Here is a 16504-nt window from a genome sequence, read left to right as displayed (position 1 = left end):
CTGATGTGAAGAATTCACTCTAGTTTTGAGGTTTAGTTATAAAATTGTGCACAATTGCTTTCCAAATTTTTATTATTTTAATTTTCAAGTTTAAAAATTAAAGAATTAAGAGGTTGAAATGAAGAAAAAATATACCTATTTGACAGCTTCTGTTTTAACAGCTGTAACAATGCTTCCAACTTTTGCACCAAGTGAAGCTCACGCTGCTTACAATTGGAATGGAAATAATAGTTACTATACAAGAACTAGCCGCCGTTCAAGCAATCGTACTTCTAACCGTACTACTGCAAATCGTAGTCGCACATCAAACTATACTGTAAGAAGTTATGGCTACAACAGTTATTACCCAAGCTATAACTATGGCTACAACAGTTATTACCCAAGCTATAACTATGGATATGGTAGCTATTACCCAAGTTACAACTACGGTTACAATAATTGGAGTAACTACTATGGCTATGACAACAGTAGCAACTACTATGGTTATAACTATTGGAATAATTACAACAACCTTGCTAGCGATGAAAACTATATTTACTGGAATGGCAATCACTACTACCGTATGAACGACGGTAGCTACCGTATTTATCGTAACGGTCAGTGGAAACCTTTGACAAACAATAGTAATAACAACTCATCTACTAACAACTTGGAAAACGACCCACACTATCGTTATGAAAATGGTTACCATTACTATGTATTGGACAATGGTGATTATTACTACTACCAAAATGGTAAGTGGGTATTGGTGAAAGATTCTGCTGATACAACACCAGCACAACCGGCAACACCTGCTGAACCAAAACCAGCACAACCAACAACTCCGGTTGAGCCAGCACAACCAAGCCAACCTGAAGTTCCTGCTCCAACGCCAGCAGAACCAGAGACTCCAACACCAGCTCCTAGTGATAAACCTGAAGAGCCAACAACACCAGCTGAGCCAAAACCAGAACAACCAGCAACTCCAAGTGTTGACCTACCAGAAAATCCACCAATTAATGGTGCTGATAGTGAATTTGATCCATTCAAGCCATCAACAGAAACGCCAGCAGAACCAAAACCAGAAACACCAGCAACTCCAGCTATCCCAACAACACCAGGTTTGGTAACGACTGATGAACCAAGTGAAAACCAAATCCCTGATTATGTTGAAAAACCAGCTGAAGGATTGGAACACTTGGCTTGGGCACCAAATGGACAAACTCCAAAATTGGTTTACCCACCAGGTAAACCAGGTGATGCAGTCCTCAAGAATGATAAAAACTACTACTTCGACGGTAGTGCACATTACTACTATGTACCATCTAACTCAGAGCGTACAGGTTACTCAGCATACTGGAAGTGGCTTGGAGGAAAATGGAAACTTCAAGGGATGACTGATCCAAACGATCCAGCTCGTGATCCAAAACTTCACGAAAACACTGCTGATGACGAGTACATGTACAGTGACAAGAACTCAAGCGTGAAACTTTACTCAACTAACTTGGTAACGACTGCTAAAGCAGGTCAAGCATTGCCATTCAAGAATGTTGAAGAGTTCAAAAACTATGTCATCGAAAAAATGAATCCTAAGTTCCTTGATAACTCTGGTTGGGATGCTAAAGTTGAGTGGGAAATCGAAGATCCAGAAATCTTTGAGAAGACGAAAGAAAACCCATACGCTAAGGACTATGTCTTGATTGCAAATCTCAAGAGTGGTGTCGAAGACAAGAAATACAGTGATGTAGAATTTGGCTATGTGAAGTTTGTTTACCGTGTTGAAGCAACAAACGATACAAACTATGACTATGTTTCAAAAGCGAAAGAAGCTTTCGCTAAAATCAATGAAGAGCGTAAAGCTCAAGGATTGAAAGAATTGACTTGGTCTGAAGACATTTATCAAAATCAAGCACTTCCAAAAGTAAATGAAATTTCACGTCAATACGATAGTACAGGCTTTGTGGGACGTCGTGATGAAGATGCTGCTGTTGTCGTTAAGAAATGGGCAAACAGTGGTTTGAGAGACTTGCTTCTCGATCCGAATGTCACTGAAGGAGCTGTAGCAGCAGTAGTTGATGGAAACGGTGTATACTACTGGGCATACAGTTACAAATAATTCAATCTTTTGAGATTGACTACTTTCTAAATAAGATTGAGGCTTTAAACTATTGTTTAAAGCCTTTTTCTGACCCAATCAGGACAAACAAAAAGGAGCTCAAGGCTCCCTTTTTTAATGTTTACAATGTTTTTTCTCTTTCTCTCACGACCAGTAAATCGACTTTTGCATGGCGGAGAATGTACTCAGATGAAGAGCCAACCAAGAGGCGTTCAAAGGCATTGAGCCCTGTTGCACCAACGAGAATCAGGTCGACATTTTCTGCGTCTGGAATAGTACGGGCAAGGAGGGTTTTTGGATTTCCCATTTCGATGACGATGTGAATATCGGTCACACCAGCATCTCTTGCACGCTTTTCGTACTCCTTCATCAGACTTTCAGCATCGACTTGGAGTTCTTCGTAAACTTCAGCATCAAAGGTAGACACGCTTTGAAGAGCGCGTGTGTCGATAACATGAGCAATGGTGAGCTTGGATTCGTTGCGTAGAGCAGTGTAAACACCTTTGACGAAAGCCAAGTCCGCTTCTTTAGAACCATCAATTGCGACCATAACATTTTGGTAACGTTGTGCCATAATGAAACCTCCTGAAATTTTCTTACTGTTATTGTAACCCTTTTCACTAAAGAAGTAAAGTAAAAATCATATTTAAATAAATATTATCGGAGATTCGATTTGGTGGAGATATGTTAAAATAAAAGAAAACGAGCTAGTAGGAAACACAGTAAAGGGGATGAGAAAGTATGAAAGATTTTGTTCAGACTTTTAAAAAAATAAGTTTTCTTTATCATGGAATTATCCTTGCGTCACTTGTAGGTGAAGTAGTGATGCTTTGGCAACTGGAAAGAGTTGTGCCCGTTCTCTATCCAGGTTTTGTTGGATTTCTTCTCTTTCACCTAGTCTACCACATCATTTTATTTGTGATTGCAAAGAGAAGTGGTCGCTTGGACTATTTAGTCACGTGGGGGCTCTTTCTCATGTTTAATCTTTTGTATGATTCCTTTTTAGCGCTGATCTTTCTAGGTTTGTCTTTTGGTATGTGAGAAAATGCTTCTGTATTCTAGTTGTTTAGACGGTGAAAACCTAGTCGTTGTGAGTTTTTTCTTTGCTTGCTCATTTCAGGAAACTTGTCGCAATCCCTTTCTAGTGGTATAATGTTACTATCCTGATGAATTGAGGAAAAAAGATGAAAGAATTTAACAAGTCTAGTAAGTTAGAGCATGTGGCTTATGATATTCGTGGTCCGGTTTTGGAAGAAGCCATGCGGATGCGCGCAAATGGTGAAAAGATTTTGCGTCTAAATACAGGGAATCCTGCTGAGTTTGGTTTTACAGCACCTGATGAAGTCATTCATGATTTGATTATGAATGCGCGTGATAGTGAAGGGTATTCTGACTCCAAAGGGATCTTCTCGGCCCGCAAGGCCATCATGCAGTATTGCCAACTGAAGAAATTTCCCGATGTGGACATTGATGATATCTACCTTGGAAATGGTGTCAGTGAGCTGATTGTTATGTCCATGCAAGGGCTTTTGGATAATGGCGATGAGGTCTTGGTGCCTATGCCAGACTATCCTCTCTGGACAGCCGCGGTCAGCCTAGCTGGGGGAAATGCCGTTCACTATATCTGTGATGAAGCTGCAGAATGGTACCCTGATATTGACGATATCAAGTCAAAAATTACTTCCAACACTAAGGCAATCGTCCTTATCAATCCAAATAATCCAACTGGAGCCCTTTATCCTAAGGAACTCTTGTTGGAGATTATTGAGATTGCTCGTCAAAACGATTTGATCATCTTTGCGGATGAAATTTATGATCGCATGGTGATGGATGGGCATGTGCATACGCCTGTGGCAAGCTTGGCACCTGATGTTTTCTGTGTCAGCATGAATGGTTTGTCAAAATCTCACCGTATCGCTGGTTTCCGTGTAGGATGGATGGTCTTGTCTGGTCCTAAGCACCATGTCAAGGGCTATATCGAAGGTCTCAATATGCTGTCCAATATGCGTCTTTGCTCTAACGTTTTGGCCCAGCAAGTCGTACAAACTTCACTAGGTGGGCACCAGTCAGTGGATGAATTGCTCCTTCCTGGTGGACGGATTTACGAGCAAAGAAACTTCATTTACAATGCCATCCAAGATATTCCAGGTTTGTCTGCGGTCAAGCCAAAGGCGGGTCTTTATATCTTCCCTAAAATTGACCGCAATATGTACCGCATCGATGATGATGAACAGTTCGTTCTTGATTTCTTGAAGCAGGAAAAGGTTCTCTTGGTTCATGGTCGTGGTTTTAACTGGAAGGAACCAGACCATTTCCGTATCGTTTACCTTCCTCGTGTGGACGAATTAGCGCAAATCCAAGAAAAGATGACACGTTTCTTGAGTCAGTATCGTAGATAAGGCTTTCATAGGGAAAAGCAGGAAACATTTCCTTAGAGCTATTGACAAATAGATAAGAATCAGATAGAATAGTAAAGTATGTTTAGTAACTGATCACTTTATAGCCGGCTAAACGAATACAAAATCTATGAGGAGGTATTCATCGTGAAACGTACTTATCAACCAAGTAAACTTCGTCGTGCGCGCAAACACGGATTCCGTAACCGTATGTCAACTAAAAACGGTCGTCGCGTATTGGCAGCTCGTCGTCGTAAAGGACGCAAAGTTTTGGCTGCTTAATCCAAACGAATTCAACAAAGAAGTCAGTAGGAACTCGAGTCTACTGGCTTTTCTTTTTATCCTACATAGTGAACTGTCCACGAAATCGGTCATTTTAGATGAAACTCATGGAGGGCTCGTTTAAAAGGTCACATACAAAAAACTCAAAACCAGATATAAGTTACTGATTTTGAGTTTTTGTTTATTCTTTTAAGTGATAAGAGTAGCTAGCGATAACGACGTCTTCATGCCATCTGAGAGCGTATTTTAGTTTAAGGCTCATTTGATTGTGCAGGATATTTTGCCAAGGCTTGTTAGGGATAAACTGTGGGACAAGGACTGTAACAGTGTAGTTTTTTTGCTTAGCTTCTTGGGCGATTCGTTTGACATACTTAACGCTAGGGGTGATGATGTCGCGGTAGCTAGTATTGATATTCTTCAGAGTGATACTTGGAAAGTAATCGGCAAATTCCTGAAGAATTTCTTGGTCTTTTTCTGCCGTTTCTTTAGTAGAAATGTGCATGGCTAACACTTCGTCACCGATACTTTGAGCGTAGTTAATGGCTCCAACACTTACTCGAGTAACATTTCCTACTAGGACAAGGACAAGATTGCCGTCATAAGTGCGCTTTTCAATTCCTTCGTAGAGTCGCAGTTGTTTTGCCACTTTTTGGTAATGGCTGTGAATGGACAAAAAGAGGAAGGTTAAGACTAGGATAATTGGGAAGAATGGCCAGATATCACCCAGTCTGAAGAGGAGTAAAATGAGAACGATAGCATAACAAATGATGGCCCCAAGGATATTAGCAAAGGCAGGTTTTAAGAAGTTTGCTCCTTTTTCCTTTTTCCAATGGCGAATCATCCCAGTCTGAGAGAGGGCAAAGGGAACGAAGACCCCGATAGTATAAAGAGGAATCAAGCGTTCAGTATTCCCATTAAAAATGAGAAGAAGGATCATAGCTCCAAAAGCCAGAGTTAAGATACCGTTGGAGTAGCCAAGGCGATCCCCTTTTTCCATAAAGAGATGGGGCATGTACTTGTTTTTAGCCATATTGTATGCCAGCATAGGGAAGGCTGAAAAGCCAGTATTTGCAGCTACAGCTAGAATCAAGGCTGTTGAGAACTGGAAGAGATAGTAGCTAGCATGACCAAAGAATGAATCACCAAGAATACCCTTGGCCATTTGCGAGAGGATGGTTTCTCCATTTTGAGGAGTGATACCCATCCAGTAGTTTAGGAAGGTAATGCCTGCAAAAAGAAATCCTAAAATCAAGGACATGATGGTCAAGGTTTGAGCAGCATTCTTTTCTTTCGGAGTTTTGAAAAATGGTACCGCATTTGAAATAGCCTCAACCCCTGTCAGAGAGGCAGAGCCACTGGTAAAGGCTCTCAATAGGAGAACGATGGAAAGGCTCGGAACAGTTTGTCCAATGGTTGAAGTCGCCTGATAGTTTAGGGAACCTGTGAATAGTTGAAAGAACCCATAAAGCAAGAGAAAGACGGTACTGAAGATAAAGAGGTAGACGGGAATCATCAGAGAGCTGGCAGATTCTTTCAATCCTCTTAAATTCAAGAGCATGAGCAGGCAGACTAGGAAAATAGAGATATGAAGATTATAGGGATGGAGGGCAGGGATGGCTGCAGTAATAGCATCAGCTCCAGAAGCAACGGATACGGCTACTGTCAGCATATAGTCAACAAGGAGGCTGCCCCCTGCAATCAAGCCCAGTTCAGGGGAAAGATTTTCCCGAGTGACCATATAAGCTCCTCCACCTTGAGGATAGGCGTGGATGATTTGACGATAGGAAATGGTCAAACTAGCGAGGAGTAAGAGGACAAAAATACCGATAGGGAGGCTCCACCAAATAGCGAGAGGAGAGAGACTGACTAAAACGAGAATGACTTGTTCAGGTCCATAGGCAATAGAAGACAGGGCATCACTGGATAACATTGCAAGTGCCTGCATTTTTCCAAGTAATCCCCCTTCGCCGTCTGTGAGAGACTTGAGTGGTCGACCGATAAAGGTATATTTTAATTTTCTAAACATTTTCTTTTCCTTTGCTGAAAATTTCAATAAGTGTTATTATACTGCTTTGAAAAAATGCAGTCAAGGGAGAATGATCGGTATTAGAATATTTTTACAAGCCGGGGGATGCTATTTTTGGTATAATAGATGGAAGAAAATGAGGTTAGAAAAGATGATTTTTGATACGCACACACATTTAAATGTAGAAGAATTTGCAGGACGTGAGGCAGAAGAAATCGCCTTGGCTGCTGAGATGGGTGTGACACAGATGAATATTGTTGGTTTTGATACACCGACCATTGAGCGAGCCCTAGAATTGACAGATGAGTATGAGCAACTCTACGCAACTATTGGCTGGCATCCGACGGAAGCAGGGACTTACACAGACGAGGTCGAAGCTTACTTGCTTGAAAAACTAAAACATCCCAAGGTCGTTGCCTTGGGGGAGATTGGTCTGGACTACCATTGGATGACAGCACCTAAGGAAGTGCAGGAGCAGGTTTTTCGCCGTCAGATTCAGTTGTCTAAGGATTTGAATTTGCCTTTTGTGGTCCATACCCGTGATGCGCTAGAAGATACTTATGAGATTATCAAGAGCGAGGGCGTTGGTCCTCGTGGTGGCATCATGCACTCATTCTCAGGTTCTTTGGAGTGGGCTGAGAAGTTTGTCGAGCTTGGCATGACCATTTCTTTCTCAGGTGTAGTGACCTTTAAGAAAGCGACGGATATCCAAGAGGCTGCTAGAGAACTTCCGTTAGACAAGATTTTGGTAGAAACGGATGCGCCCTATCTGGCTCCTGTTCCTAAACGTGGCCGTGGAAACAAAACAGCCTACACACGATACGTGGTGGACTTTATCGCCGACTTGCGTGGGATGACGACCGAGGAATTAGCAGCTATAACAACTGCAAATGCAGAGCGTATCTTTGGATTGGATAGCAAGTAATGAAAGAAAAAATTTCCCAAGTCATCGTGGTCGAAGGTCGCGATGATACGGCCAATCTCAAACGTTACTTTGACGTAGAGACCTACGAAACACGAGGTTCCGCAATAAATGACCAGGATATAGAACGCATTCAGCGCCTGCATGAACTGCATGGAGTCATTGTCTTTACAGATCCAGATTTTAATGGGGAACGCATTCGTCGCATGATTATGACGGCCATTCCAACAGTCCAGCATGCCTTTCTCAAGCGAGATGAGGCTGTTCCCAAATCCAAGTCCAAGGGACGTTCTCTGGGAATCGAACACGCCAGCTATGAAGACCTAAAAACAGCGCTGGCTCAGGTGACAGAGCAATTTGAAAACGAGAACGAGTTTGACATCAGTCGTGCTGACTTGATTCGCCTAGGTTTCCTAGCGGGAGCAGACAGCCGTAGACGCCGAGAGTATCTAGGCGAACAGCTCCGCATCGGTTATTCCAATGGAAAACAACTCCTCAAGCGCTTAGAGTTATTTGGAATAACCTTGGCAGAAGTGGAAGAAGTGATGGCTAAGTATTCAGACTAACGGAGTCAGAAATGAAAAAAGTGATTATTACGGGTGGCAATAGTGGTATTGGCTACCAGTCTGCTAAACAGTTGGCTGAAAATGGCTGGTCGGTAACTCTCTTTTGTAGACGGAAAGAAGCGGTTGAGCAAGCTTGTGAGGAAATTCGTCAGCAGACAGGAAATCCACATGTAGATTATATCTTGGTTGATTTATCTGAGATGGAAAGTGTCAAGGAAGCGGTAGAACAGTATATCCAAAGAGAAGAGACTTTAGATGTTTTAATGAACAATGCGGCTGATTTTGACTTATCGGTCAAAAAGCCAATCCTGACTAGGGAGGGATTAGAAAAGCAATTTGCGACCAATGTGGTTGCTCCCTTTTTACTTTCTACCTTGTTGAGGGGCTTGTTAGAAAAGTCAGAAAGTGGTCGGATTATTAATATTTCTTCCCAAGGGCTGATGCTTTATCCCTTCATGAAGCTTGATTTTGAAAATTTAGCTGGTCAAAAACATTATAGTCCTGCTAAGACCTATTATCAGAATAAACTGGCCTTGTTGATGCTGTCGCATTATATGCGGAAACATTGGAAAGGTGTCAAGGTTCAGGCAATCCGTGTGACCAATGTCAAAGTTGATATGCGTCGCTATGATCACCTCAGCACTTTTATGAAAAATTTGTATAAAATCAAGTCAAGATTTTCAATTAGCCCTGAAGAAATGGCCAAAGTCTACACAGCCTTATCTACAGAAGATGGATATGACGGGTTTTTGTATGACGAGAAATGTAGGGAAGTAAAAGCAAATACACCTGCTTACGAAGAAGAGGAGCAAGAAAAACTCTATTCTTTGCTTGAGCACCTGACTTTCTCAAGAGACAATCCATAAAGGATGAGAAAAATAAATTTCATGGACTGCTTCAATAGTGGAAAGAAATTCAGATATTTAACTCTGTTTGGAGTGACCTTGGCCGAAGTGGAAGAAGTGATGGAAAGTTATGATAATAGCTAAGCACTCCCAAAATACCAGGGGAATGTGTTACAATAGAGGTAGTAATTAAAGAGAATAAATGATTTTCTTAAAAGATAATGAATGAAAATTAAAACAATATGCATTGATTTTTTGACATCAAGAGGCGATCTAAACAGTTGGCCCTGTTTGGAATGACTTTGACGGAAGGTAAAGTCTTCATAAAAATGGTGAAAGGAAACGATATGGCAAACAGAAGCTATATTTATTTAAAAAACGGGAAAGATGTACGTATTTTAACGGAGGGAGTTTACACCATTCCTTATTTTTGGCAATTATTTTGGGATGAAAAAGATGTGCGAATGCCTAATATTCTATGGAAGAAATTTAATATCTTACTTCCTATTGAAAAATTCCAGAAAAAGGCCACCCAAAACCGCTCCTTTTTAGAAAAGAACGCTCCTCAGACCTTGCAACTATATGATGATTTTGTTCGCTATATTCTTGCAAATGTCAAAGCAGGTGACATGCTAGGGTTTGATATTTTAGAAGTTGCTGATATGGATGGGTTGACTACAGCTTCGCGTAAGCTTATAAAAAATATCCGAGCCATTCAGGAAAATCAACCCCAAGAATTGGATTTTTCTTTAACAGAAAAGAACGTAATTTGGTCTGCTATGGGATTTCCTGATTATTATGCCTCAAAATTATTGCCAGAAGATAATATTCTAGACTCGGTTGCATACCAAGATGAGTTGAAGAAAATGCAAGGCCCAAAAGATAATCAAGAACAAGACCAAGAAGAAAAACAAGCACAGGGTCAAGAAGAGAACCAAGAACAACATCAAGAAGACGAGCAAGCAACACGTAAAGAAGATGAGCAAGTGCAAGGCCAAGAAAATAAGCTAGCACCACGCAAAGAAGATGAGCAAGTGCTTGATGAGACTGGTGCCGAATCTAAAGATGACGAGTACCATATACCTTTGAGATTTTGGTTTCTCTTGGTGCTGGTAATTATTTGGGTTTATAGATTGTTTTTAGCTAACAAATAGAAAAGAGAATAAATGAGAATTGCAGATTATAGCGTGACCAAGGCAGTGCTGGAGCGTCACGGTTTTACCTTTAAAAAGTCCTTCGGGCAAAATTTCTTGACCGATACCAATATCCTTCAAAAAATCGTGGATACGGCTGAAATTGATGACCAGGTTAATGTCATCGAGATTGGGCCAGGAATTGGTGCTTTGACGGAGTTTTTGGCTGAGCGTGCGGCAGAGGTTATGGCCTTTGAGATTGACCACCGTTTGGTACCGATTTTAGCAGATACCCTGCGTGATTTTGACAATGTGACAGTAGTCAACGAGGACATTCTCAAAGTTGACTTGGCCCAGCATATCCAGAATTTCAAAAATCCCGACCTGCCAATCAAGGTAGTAGCCAACTTGCCTTACTACATTACGACTCCTATTCTCATGCACTTGATCGAGAGTGGCATTCCCTTTAGTGAGTTTGTCGTCATGATGCAAAAAGAAGTGGCGGACCGTATCTCAGCACAGCCAAATACCAAGGCTTATGGTAGTTTGTCTATTGCTGTGCAGTATTATATGACAGCCAAGGTTGCCTTCATCGTGCCTCGTACGGTCTTTGTGCCAGCCCCAAACGTGGACTCAGCCATTTTAAAAATGGTGCGCCGCCCAGAGCCAGCCGTAGCAGTGAAAGATGAATATTTTTTCTTTAAGGTTTCCAAGGCTAGTTTCACCCATCGTCGCAAGACCTTGTGGAACAATTTGACAGGTTACTTTGGCAAGACCGAAGAAGTCAAGGATAAGCTGACCAAGGCCTTGGACCAGGCAGGCTTATCTCCATCTGTGCGTGGTGAAGCTCTCAGCTTAGAAGAATTTGCTAGCCTAGCAGATGCGCTTAAAGGACAAGGGCTCTAAGATGCAAGGACAAATTATTAAAGCCTTGGCAGGCTTCTACTATGTAGAGAGTGATGGCCAAGTCTATCAGACGCGCGCGCGTGGGAATTTCCGTAAAAAAGGCCACACGCCCTACGTTGGGGACTGGGTAGATTTCTCTGCAGAGGAAAATTCCGAAGGTTATATCCTCAAAATTCACGAACGGAAAAATAGCCTGGTCCGTCCGCCTATTGTCAATATTGACCAAGCTGTGGTGATCATGTCCGTCAAGGAACCGGACTTCAACAGCAACTTGTTGGATCGGTTCTTGGTTCTTCTGGAACACAAGGGCATCCATCCTATCGTCTATATTTCCAAAATGGACTTGCTGGAGGATAGGGGAGAACTGGATTTTTACGAGCAGACCTATCGTACTATTGGTTATGACTTTGTGACCAGTAAGGAAGAGCTCTTACCTCTGTTGACAGGAAAAGTGACGGTCTTTATGGGGCAGACAGGTGTGGGAAAATCAACCCTCCTCAATAAAATCGCACCGGACCTCAATCTTGAAACAGGAGAAGTCTCAGACAGTCTTGGACGTGGTCGCCATACCACTCGAGCTGTTAGTTTTTACAACCTCAATGGGGGTAAAATTGCGGACACACCAGGCTTTTCATCACTGGATTATGAAGTGTCAACGGCTGAAGACCTCAATCAGGCCTTTCCAGAGATTGCCAGTGTTAGTCGAGACTGCAAGTTCCGTACTTGTACCCATACCCATGAGCCGTCTTGTGCGGTTAAGCCGGCTGTAGAAGAAGGCGCTATTGCAACCTTCCGTTTTGACAACTACCTGCAATTCCTTAGTGAAATTGAAAATCGCAGAGAAACCTATAAAAAAGTCAGCAAAAAAATTCCAAAATAAGGAGAAACCTATGTCTCAATACAAGATTGCTCCGTCAATTCTGGCAGCAGATTATGCCAACTTTGAACGAGAAATTAAACGTCTAGAAGCAACTGGGGCTGAATATGCCCATATCGATATTATGGATGGTCACTTTGTACCACAAATCAGTTTTGGTGCCGGTGTGGTTGAAGCTCTTCGCCCCCATAGCAAGATGGTCTTTGACTGCCACTTGATGGTCGCTAATCCAGAGCATCATTTAGAGGACTTTGCGCGTGCAGGTGCAGATATCATCAGCATTCATGTCGAAGCAACGCCTCATATCCATGGGGCTCTTCAAAAAATTCGTTCTCTTGGTGTCAAACCTTCTGTTGTCATTAACCCTGGTACGCCTGTGGAGGCAATCAAGCACGTTCTTCACCTAGTTGACCAAGTCTTGGTCATGACAGTGAATCCTGGATTTGGTGGGCAAACTTTTCTGCCTGAAACCATGGACAAGGTTCGTGAGTTGGTTGCCCTTCGTGAGGAAAAAGGTTTGAACTTTGAGATCGAAGTCGATGGTGGGATTGATGATCAAACCATTTCTCAAGCTAAAGAAGCTGGTGCTACAGTTTTTGTAGCAGGGTCTTATGTCTTTAAGGGAGATGTCAATGAGCGAGTACAAACTCTCAGAAAACAACTGGACTAGAGTTGCCGTTTTTGCAGGCGGAGACCGAGGTCACTACCGGACGGATTTTGACTGCTTTGTCGGTGTGGATCGAGGATCGCTCTGGGTCTTGGAAGAAGACCTGCCTCTCGCTCTAGCAGTTGGAGATTTTGATTCTGTCACTGAAGAGGAACGTCAGTTGATTCAAAATCAAGCCCTGTGCTTTGTTCAAGCCCAGCCAGAAAAGGATGATACGGATCTGGAATTGGCTCTCTTAACCATCTTTGAGCAAAATCCTCGGGCTCAAGTCACTATATTCGGTGCTCTTGGTGGTCGTATTGACCACATGCTGACCAATGTTTTTCTGCCTAGCAATCCCAAGTTGGCACCCTATATGCGCCAGATAGCGATTGAGGATGGGCAAAACTTGATTGCCTATTGTCCAGAAGGAACCAGTCAACTAGAGCCCCGTTCAGACTACGATTATCTAGCCTTTATGCCAGTTCGGGATAGCCAGCTGACTATTCTTGGTGCCAAGTACGAATTGACAGAGGAAAATTTTTTCTTTAAAAAAGTGTACGCTTCTAACGAATATATAGATAGGGAAGTTTCGGTAACTTGCCCAGATGGCTATGTCGTCGTGCTGCATAGCAAGGACAGGAGGTAGGATGGAGACTGTATTATTACTATTATTAATTGCTAACCTAGCTGGACTCTTTCTGATTTGGCAAAGGCAGGATAAGCAAGACAAGTACCTAGCCAAGAGCTTGGAGGATCAGGCAGACAATCTTTCAGATCAACTGGATTATCGCTTTGAACAAGCCAGACAAGCCAGTCAGCTAGATCAAAAAGACTTGGAAGTGGCTGTCAGCGACCGTTTGCAAGAAGTGCGAATGGAGTTGCACCAAGGCCTGACGCAAGTCCGTCAAGAAATGACAGATAATCTTTTGCAAACTAGAGACAAGACTGACCAACGTCTCCAAGCTCTGCAAGAATCAAATGAGCAACGTTTGGAACAAATGCGCCAGACGGTCGAGGAAAAGTTGGAAAAGACCTTGCAGACGCGCTTGCAGGCTTCCTTCGAGACAGTTTCCAAGCAACTGGAGTCTGTCAATCGTGGTCTTGGAGAGATGCAGACAGTTGCCCGTGATGTTGGTGCACTTAATAAGGTTCTCTCTGGAACCAAGACGCGAGGGATTCTGGGTGAATTGCAACTGGGGCAAATCATCGAAGACATCATGACACCTGCCCAGTACGAACGAGAATTTGCAACGGTTGAAAACTCCAGTGAACGAGTAGAGTATGCCATCAAGTTACCTGGACAGGGTGACCAGGAATATGTTTATTTACCGATTGACTCCAAGTTTCCACTGGCGGATTATTACCGCTTAGAAGAAGCTTATGAAGCAGGCGATAAGGACGAAATCGAACGTTGTCGCAAGTCACTTTTAGCAAGCGTCAAGCGCTTTGCCAAGGATATCAAGAGCAAGTATCTGGCGCCGCCTCGAACGACCAATTTTGGAGTCTTGTTTGTTCCGACAGAAGGACTTTACTCAGAGATTGTTCGCAATCCGGTCTTCTTTGATGATTTGAGACGGGAGGAGCAGATTATTGTCGCGGGTCCAAGTACCCTATCAGCCCTGCTTAATTCCCTATCAGTTGGCTTCAAAACTCTCAATATCCAAAAGAGTGCAGATCATATCAGCAAGACTCTTGCTAGTGTCAAGACCGAGTTTGGCAAGTTTGGTGGCATTCTGGTCAAGGCACAAAAGCATCTCCAACATGCCTCTGGCAATATTGATGAATTATTAAACCGTCGTACCACAGCTATCGAGCGGACGCTCCGTCACATTGAATTATCAGAAGGTGAGCCTGCGCTTGATCTACTCCATTTCCAAGAAGATGAGGAAGAATATGAAGATTAGTCACATGAAAAAAGATGAGCTGTTTGAAGGTTTTTACCTGATTAAGTCAGCTGACCTAAGACAGACGCGTGCTGGGAAAAACTACCTAGCCTTTACCTTCCAAGACGATAGCGGCGAGATTGAAGGGAAGCTCTGGGATGCCCAACCTCATAACGTTGAGGCCTTTACCGCAGGGAAAGTCGTCCACATGCAGGGACGTCGAGAAGTTTATAACAACACTCCTCAAGTCAATCAAATTACTCTCCGCTTGCCTCAGCCTGGGGAACCCAATGATCCAGCTGACTTCAAGGTCAAGTCACCAGTTGATGTCAAGGAAATCCGTGACTACATGTCGCAAATGATTTTCAAGATTGAAAATCCTGTCTGGCAGCGTATCGTTCGTAGTCTCTACACCAAGTATGATAAGGAATTCTACTCCTATCCGGCTGCCAAGACCAACCACCACGCCTTTGAAACGGGTTTGGCCTATCATACAGCAACCATGGTGCGCTTGGCAGATGCTATTAGTGAGATTTATCCTCAGCTCAACAAGAGCCTACTCTATGCGGGGATTATGCTGCACGACTTGGCTAAGGTTTTAGAACTCAGTGGTCCCGATCAGACGGAGTACACAGTTCGAGGCAATCTACTTGGCCATATTGCCCTCATCGATAGTGAAATTACCAAGACAGTCATGGAACTCGGCATCGATGATACCAGAGAAGAAGTGGTGCTACTGCGCCATGTCATCCTCAGCCACCATGGCTTGCTAGAGTATGGAAGTCCAGTCCGACCACGCATTATGGAGGCAGAGATTATCCATATGATTGATAATCTAGATGCCAGCATGATGATGATGTCAACAGCTCTTGCTTTGGTGGACAAAGGAGAGATGACCAACAAAATCTTCGCCATGGACAATCGTTCCTTCTATAAACCAGATTTAGATTAATAATTTAAGAAAAACGAGCATTTTTTACGCAATAATGTTCGTTTTTTTATGTGAATGTGGTATAATGGATAAAATATCAAAATTAAATGGAATGGTAAATAAAAATGAAATTAAGAAGAAGTGATCGGATGGTTGTCATTTCCAACTATTTGATTAATAATCCATACAAACTAACCAGTCTCAATACCTTTGCGGAAAAGTACGAATCTGCTAAATCATCGATTTCAGAGGACATCGTGATTATCAAGCGTGCTTTTGAAGAAATCGAAATCGGCCATATCCAGACAGTGACTGGAGCAGGTGGGGGCGTTATCTTCACACCATCCATCTCTAGCCATGAAGCCAAAGAAATGATCGCAGACTTGCGTGACAAACTTTCAGAAAGCGACCGTATCTTGCCAGGTGGCTACATCTACCTGTCTGATTTGCTCAGTACACCTGCCATTTTGAAAAATATTGGGCGCATCATTGCCAAGAGCTTTATGGACCAAAAAATCGATGCCGTTATGACAGTAGCAACTAAAGGGGTTCCGCTCGCAAATGCAGTTGCCAATGTCCTCAATGTTCCATTTGTCATTGTGCGCCGTGACTTGAAAATTACCGAAGGTTCAACGGTCAGCGTCAACTATGTTTCAGGTTCCAGCGGTGACCGCATTGAGAAAATGTTCCTTTCAAAACGCAGTCTCAAGGCAGGCAGTCGTGTCTTGATCGTGGATGACTTCCTGAAAGGTGGCGGAACTGTCAACGGGATGATTAGTCTCTTGCGTGAGTTTGATTCAGAGTTGGCTGGTGTCGCAGTCTTTGCAGACAATGCCCAAGAAGAACGTGAAAAGCAGTTCGATTACAAGTCACTCTTGAAAGTAACCAATATTGATGTTAAGAACCAATCCATCGATGTTGAGATTGGAAATATCTTTGACGAAGACAAATAAGAGATAGAACTAAAGGTTGGAACGATTGTCCCAGCCTTTC

Annotated in this window: 17 protein-coding genes; 15 read left to right on the top strand and 2 right to left on the bottom strand. The window is 42.8% G+C overall.

What is annotated here, in order from left to right; all coding sequences use genetic code 11:
* Positions 1 to 118 precede the first annotated feature (118 nt).
* Positions 119 to 2095 carry a CAP domain-containing protein gene (locus O3655_RS06465; RefSeq protein WP_371641246.1) on the top strand — a complete coding sequence of 659 codons (1977 nt, stop codon included), beginning with the start codon at positions 119 to 121 and terminating at the stop codon, positions 2093 to 2095.
* Positions 2096 to 2216: 121 nt separating this feature from the next.
* Here the strand turns inward: O3655_RS06465 and O3655_RS06460 are convergent, their stop codons facing one another.
* Complete coding sequence (locus O3655_RS06460; RefSeq protein WP_000079161.1) at positions 2217 to 2669, bottom strand: universal stress protein; 453 nt, start codon at positions 2667 to 2669, stop codon at positions 2217 to 2219.
* Between the two features lie 167 nt (positions 2670 to 2836).
* On the opposite strand from O3655_RS06460, the gene O3655_RS06455 reads away from it, so the two are divergent.
* The 3 genes from O3655_RS06455 (at position 2837) to rpmH (ending at position 4773) form a co-directional block, all read left to right on the top strand.
* Positions 2837 to 3136, top strand: a complete 300-nt coding sequence (locus O3655_RS06455; protein ID WP_000651415.1) for a hypothetical protein — start codon at positions 2837 to 2839, stop codon at positions 3134 to 3136.
* 143 nt (positions 3137 to 3279) lie between these two features.
* Positions 3280 to 4494 (top strand): pyridoxal phosphate-dependent aminotransferase, encoded by a 1215-nt coding sequence (locus O3655_RS06450; RefSeq protein WP_371641245.1) that lies wholly within the window; start codon positions 3280 to 3282, stop codon positions 4492 to 4494.
* A gap of 144 nt (positions 4495 to 4638) precedes the next feature.
* Positions 4639 to 4773 carry a 50S ribosomal protein L34 gene (gene rpmH, locus O3655_RS06445; protein WP_000831905.1) on the top strand — a complete coding sequence of 45 codons (135 nt, stop codon included), beginning with the start codon at positions 4639 to 4641 and terminating at the stop codon, positions 4771 to 4773.
* A 181-nt stretch (positions 4774 to 4954) separates the two neighbouring features.
* Here the strand turns inward: rpmH and O3655_RS06440 are convergent, their stop codons facing one another.
* Positions 4955 to 6799 (bottom strand): APC family permease, encoded by a 1845-nt coding sequence (locus tag O3655_RS06440; RefSeq protein ID WP_044020181.1) that lies wholly within the window; start codon positions 6797 to 6799, stop codon positions 4955 to 4957.
* A 151-nt stretch (positions 6800 to 6950) separates the two neighbouring features.
* Here O3655_RS06440 and O3655_RS06435 point away from each other — a divergent pair, with 151 nt between their 5' ends.
* The 11 genes from O3655_RS06435 (at position 6951) to purR (ending at position 16464) form a co-directional block, all read left to right on the top strand.
* Positions 6951 to 7724, top strand: coding sequence for a TatD family hydrolase (locus tag O3655_RS06435; RefSeq protein WP_371641254.1), 774 nt, complete (start codon positions 6951 to 6953; stop codon positions 7722 to 7724).
* Positions 7724 to 8287 (top strand): ribonuclease M5, encoded by a 564-nt coding sequence (gene rnmV, locus O3655_RS06430; RefSeq protein WP_371641244.1) that lies wholly within the window; start codon positions 7724 to 7726, stop codon positions 8285 to 8287. The genes O3655_RS06435 and rnmV overlap by 1 nt, the downstream gene beginning before the upstream one ends.
* 11 nt (positions 8288 to 8298) lie before the next feature.
* The gene (locus O3655_RS06425) at positions 8299 to 9153 is read left to right on the top strand and encodes an SDR family NAD(P)-dependent oxidoreductase (protein WP_371641243.1); all 855 of its coding nucleotides are present in this window, start codon (positions 8299 to 8301) and stop codon (positions 9151 to 9153) included.
* Between the two features lie 326 nt (positions 9154 to 9479).
* Positions 9480 to 10286 carry a dimethyladenosine transferase gene (locus O3655_RS06420; RefSeq protein ID WP_084944899.1) on the top strand — a complete coding sequence of 269 codons (807 nt, stop codon included), beginning with the start codon at positions 9480 to 9482 and terminating at the stop codon, positions 10284 to 10286.
* Between the two features lie 12 nt (positions 10287 to 10298).
* The gene (rsmA, locus tag O3655_RS06415) at positions 10299 to 11171 is read left to right on the top strand and encodes a 16S rRNA (adenine(1518)-N(6)/adenine(1519)-N(6))-dimethyltransferase RsmA (RefSeq protein ID WP_308697411.1); all 873 of its coding nucleotides are present in this window, start codon (positions 10299 to 10301) and stop codon (positions 11169 to 11171) included.
* A gap of 1 nt (position 11172) precedes the next feature.
* The gene (gene rsgA, locus O3655_RS06410) at positions 11173 to 12051 is read left to right on the top strand and encodes a ribosome small subunit-dependent GTPase A (protein ID WP_308697412.1); all 879 of its coding nucleotides are present in this window, start codon (positions 11173 to 11175) and stop codon (positions 12049 to 12051) included.
* A 10-nt stretch (positions 12052 to 12061) separates the two neighbouring features.
* Positions 12062 to 12718, top strand: a complete 657-nt coding sequence (gene rpe, locus O3655_RS06405; protein WP_042903152.1) for a ribulose-phosphate 3-epimerase — start codon at positions 12062 to 12064, stop codon at positions 12716 to 12718.
* A complete protein-coding gene (locus tag O3655_RS06400; protein WP_042903153.1) occupies positions 12681 to 13343 on the top strand; it encodes a thiamine diphosphokinase in 663 nt (220 codons plus the stop codon). The genes rpe and O3655_RS06400 overlap by 38 nt, the downstream gene beginning before the upstream one ends.
* Before the next feature lies 1 nt (position 13344).
* Complete coding sequence (gene rmuC, locus O3655_RS06395) at positions 13345 to 14601, top strand: DNA recombination protein RmuC (protein ID WP_042903154.1); 1257 nt, start codon at positions 13345 to 13347, stop codon at positions 14599 to 14601.
* Complete coding sequence (locus O3655_RS06390; RefSeq protein ID WP_042903155.1) at positions 14591 to 15532, top strand: 3'-5' exoribonuclease YhaM family protein; 942 nt, start codon at positions 14591 to 14593, stop codon at positions 15530 to 15532. Before rmuC ends, O3655_RS06390 begins: the two co-directional genes overlap by 11 nt.
* A gap of 104 nt (positions 15533 to 15636) precedes the next feature.
* Positions 15637 to 16464: a pur operon repressor gene (gene purR, locus O3655_RS06385; protein WP_002874197.1), complete on the top strand. Its 828-nt coding sequence runs from the start codon at positions 15637 to 15639 to the stop codon at positions 16462 to 16464.
* The last annotated feature ends 40 nt before the right edge of the window (positions 16465 to 16504 follow it).

This window comes from Streptococcus sp. 27098_8_70, from assembly GCF_041432215.1.
In the GTDB taxonomy this organism is placed as follows: Bacteria; Bacillota; Bacilli; order Lactobacillales; family Streptococcaceae; genus Streptococcus; species Streptococcus oralis_CP.
Note: the sequence above shows the minus strand (reverse complement) of the source record. Positions and strands in the feature narration are given on the sequence as shown.

Bases quoted from the DNA above. Each gene is read 5' to 3' on its own strand.
- O3655_RS06465 (WP_371641246.1), top strand. From the start codon at position 119: ATGAAGAAAAAATATACCTATTTGACAGCTTCTGTTTTAACAGCTGTA.
- O3655_RS06460 (WP_000079161.1), bottom strand. From the start codon at position 2,669: ATGGCACAACGTTACCAAAATGTTATGGTCGCAATTGATGGTTCTAAA.
- O3655_RS06455 (WP_000651415.1), top strand. From the start codon at position 2,837: ATGAAAGATTTTGTTCAGACTTTTAAAAAAATAAGTTTTCTTTATCAT.
- O3655_RS06450 (WP_371641245.1), top strand. From the start codon at position 3,280: ATGAAAGAATTTAACAAGTCTAGTAAGTTAGAGCATGTGGCTTATGAT.
- O3655_RS06440 (WP_044020181.1), bottom strand. From the start codon at position 6,799: ATGTTTAGAAAATTAAAATATACCTTTATCGGTCGACCACTCAAGTCT.
- O3655_RS06435 (WP_371641254.1), top strand. From the start codon at position 6,951: ATGATTTTTGATACGCACACACATTTAAATGTAGAAGAATTTGCAGGA.
- rnmV (WP_371641244.1), top strand. From the start codon at position 7,724: ATGAAAGAAAAAATTTCCCAAGTCATCGTGGTCGAAGGTCGCGATGAT.
- O3655_RS06425 (WP_371641243.1), top strand. From the start codon at position 8,299: ATGAAAAAAGTGATTATTACGGGTGGCAATAGTGGTATTGGCTACCAG.
- O3655_RS06420 (WP_084944899.1), top strand. From the start codon at position 9,480: ATGGCAAACAGAAGCTATATTTATTTAAAAAACGGGAAAGATGTACGT.
- rsmA (WP_308697411.1), top strand. From the start codon at position 10,299: ATGAGAATTGCAGATTATAGCGTGACCAAGGCAGTGCTGGAGCGTCAC.
- rsgA (WP_308697412.1), top strand. From the start codon at position 11,173: ATGCAAGGACAAATTATTAAAGCCTTGGCAGGCTTCTACTATGTAGAG.
- rpe (WP_042903152.1), top strand. From the start codon at position 12,062: ATGTCTCAATACAAGATTGCTCCGTCAATTCTGGCAGCAGATTATGCC.
- O3655_RS06400 (WP_042903153.1), top strand. From the start codon at position 12,681: ATGAGCGAGTACAAACTCTCAGAAAACAACTGGACTAGAGTTGCCGTT.
- rmuC (WP_042903154.1), top strand. From the start codon at position 13,345: ATGGAGACTGTATTATTACTATTATTAATTGCTAACCTAGCTGGACTC.
- O3655_RS06390 (WP_042903155.1), top strand. From the start codon at position 14,591: ATGAAGATTAGTCACATGAAAAAAGATGAGCTGTTTGAAGGTTTTTAC.
- purR (WP_002874197.1), top strand. From the start codon at position 15,637: ATGAAATTAAGAAGAAGTGATCGGATGGTTGTCATTTCCAACTATTTG.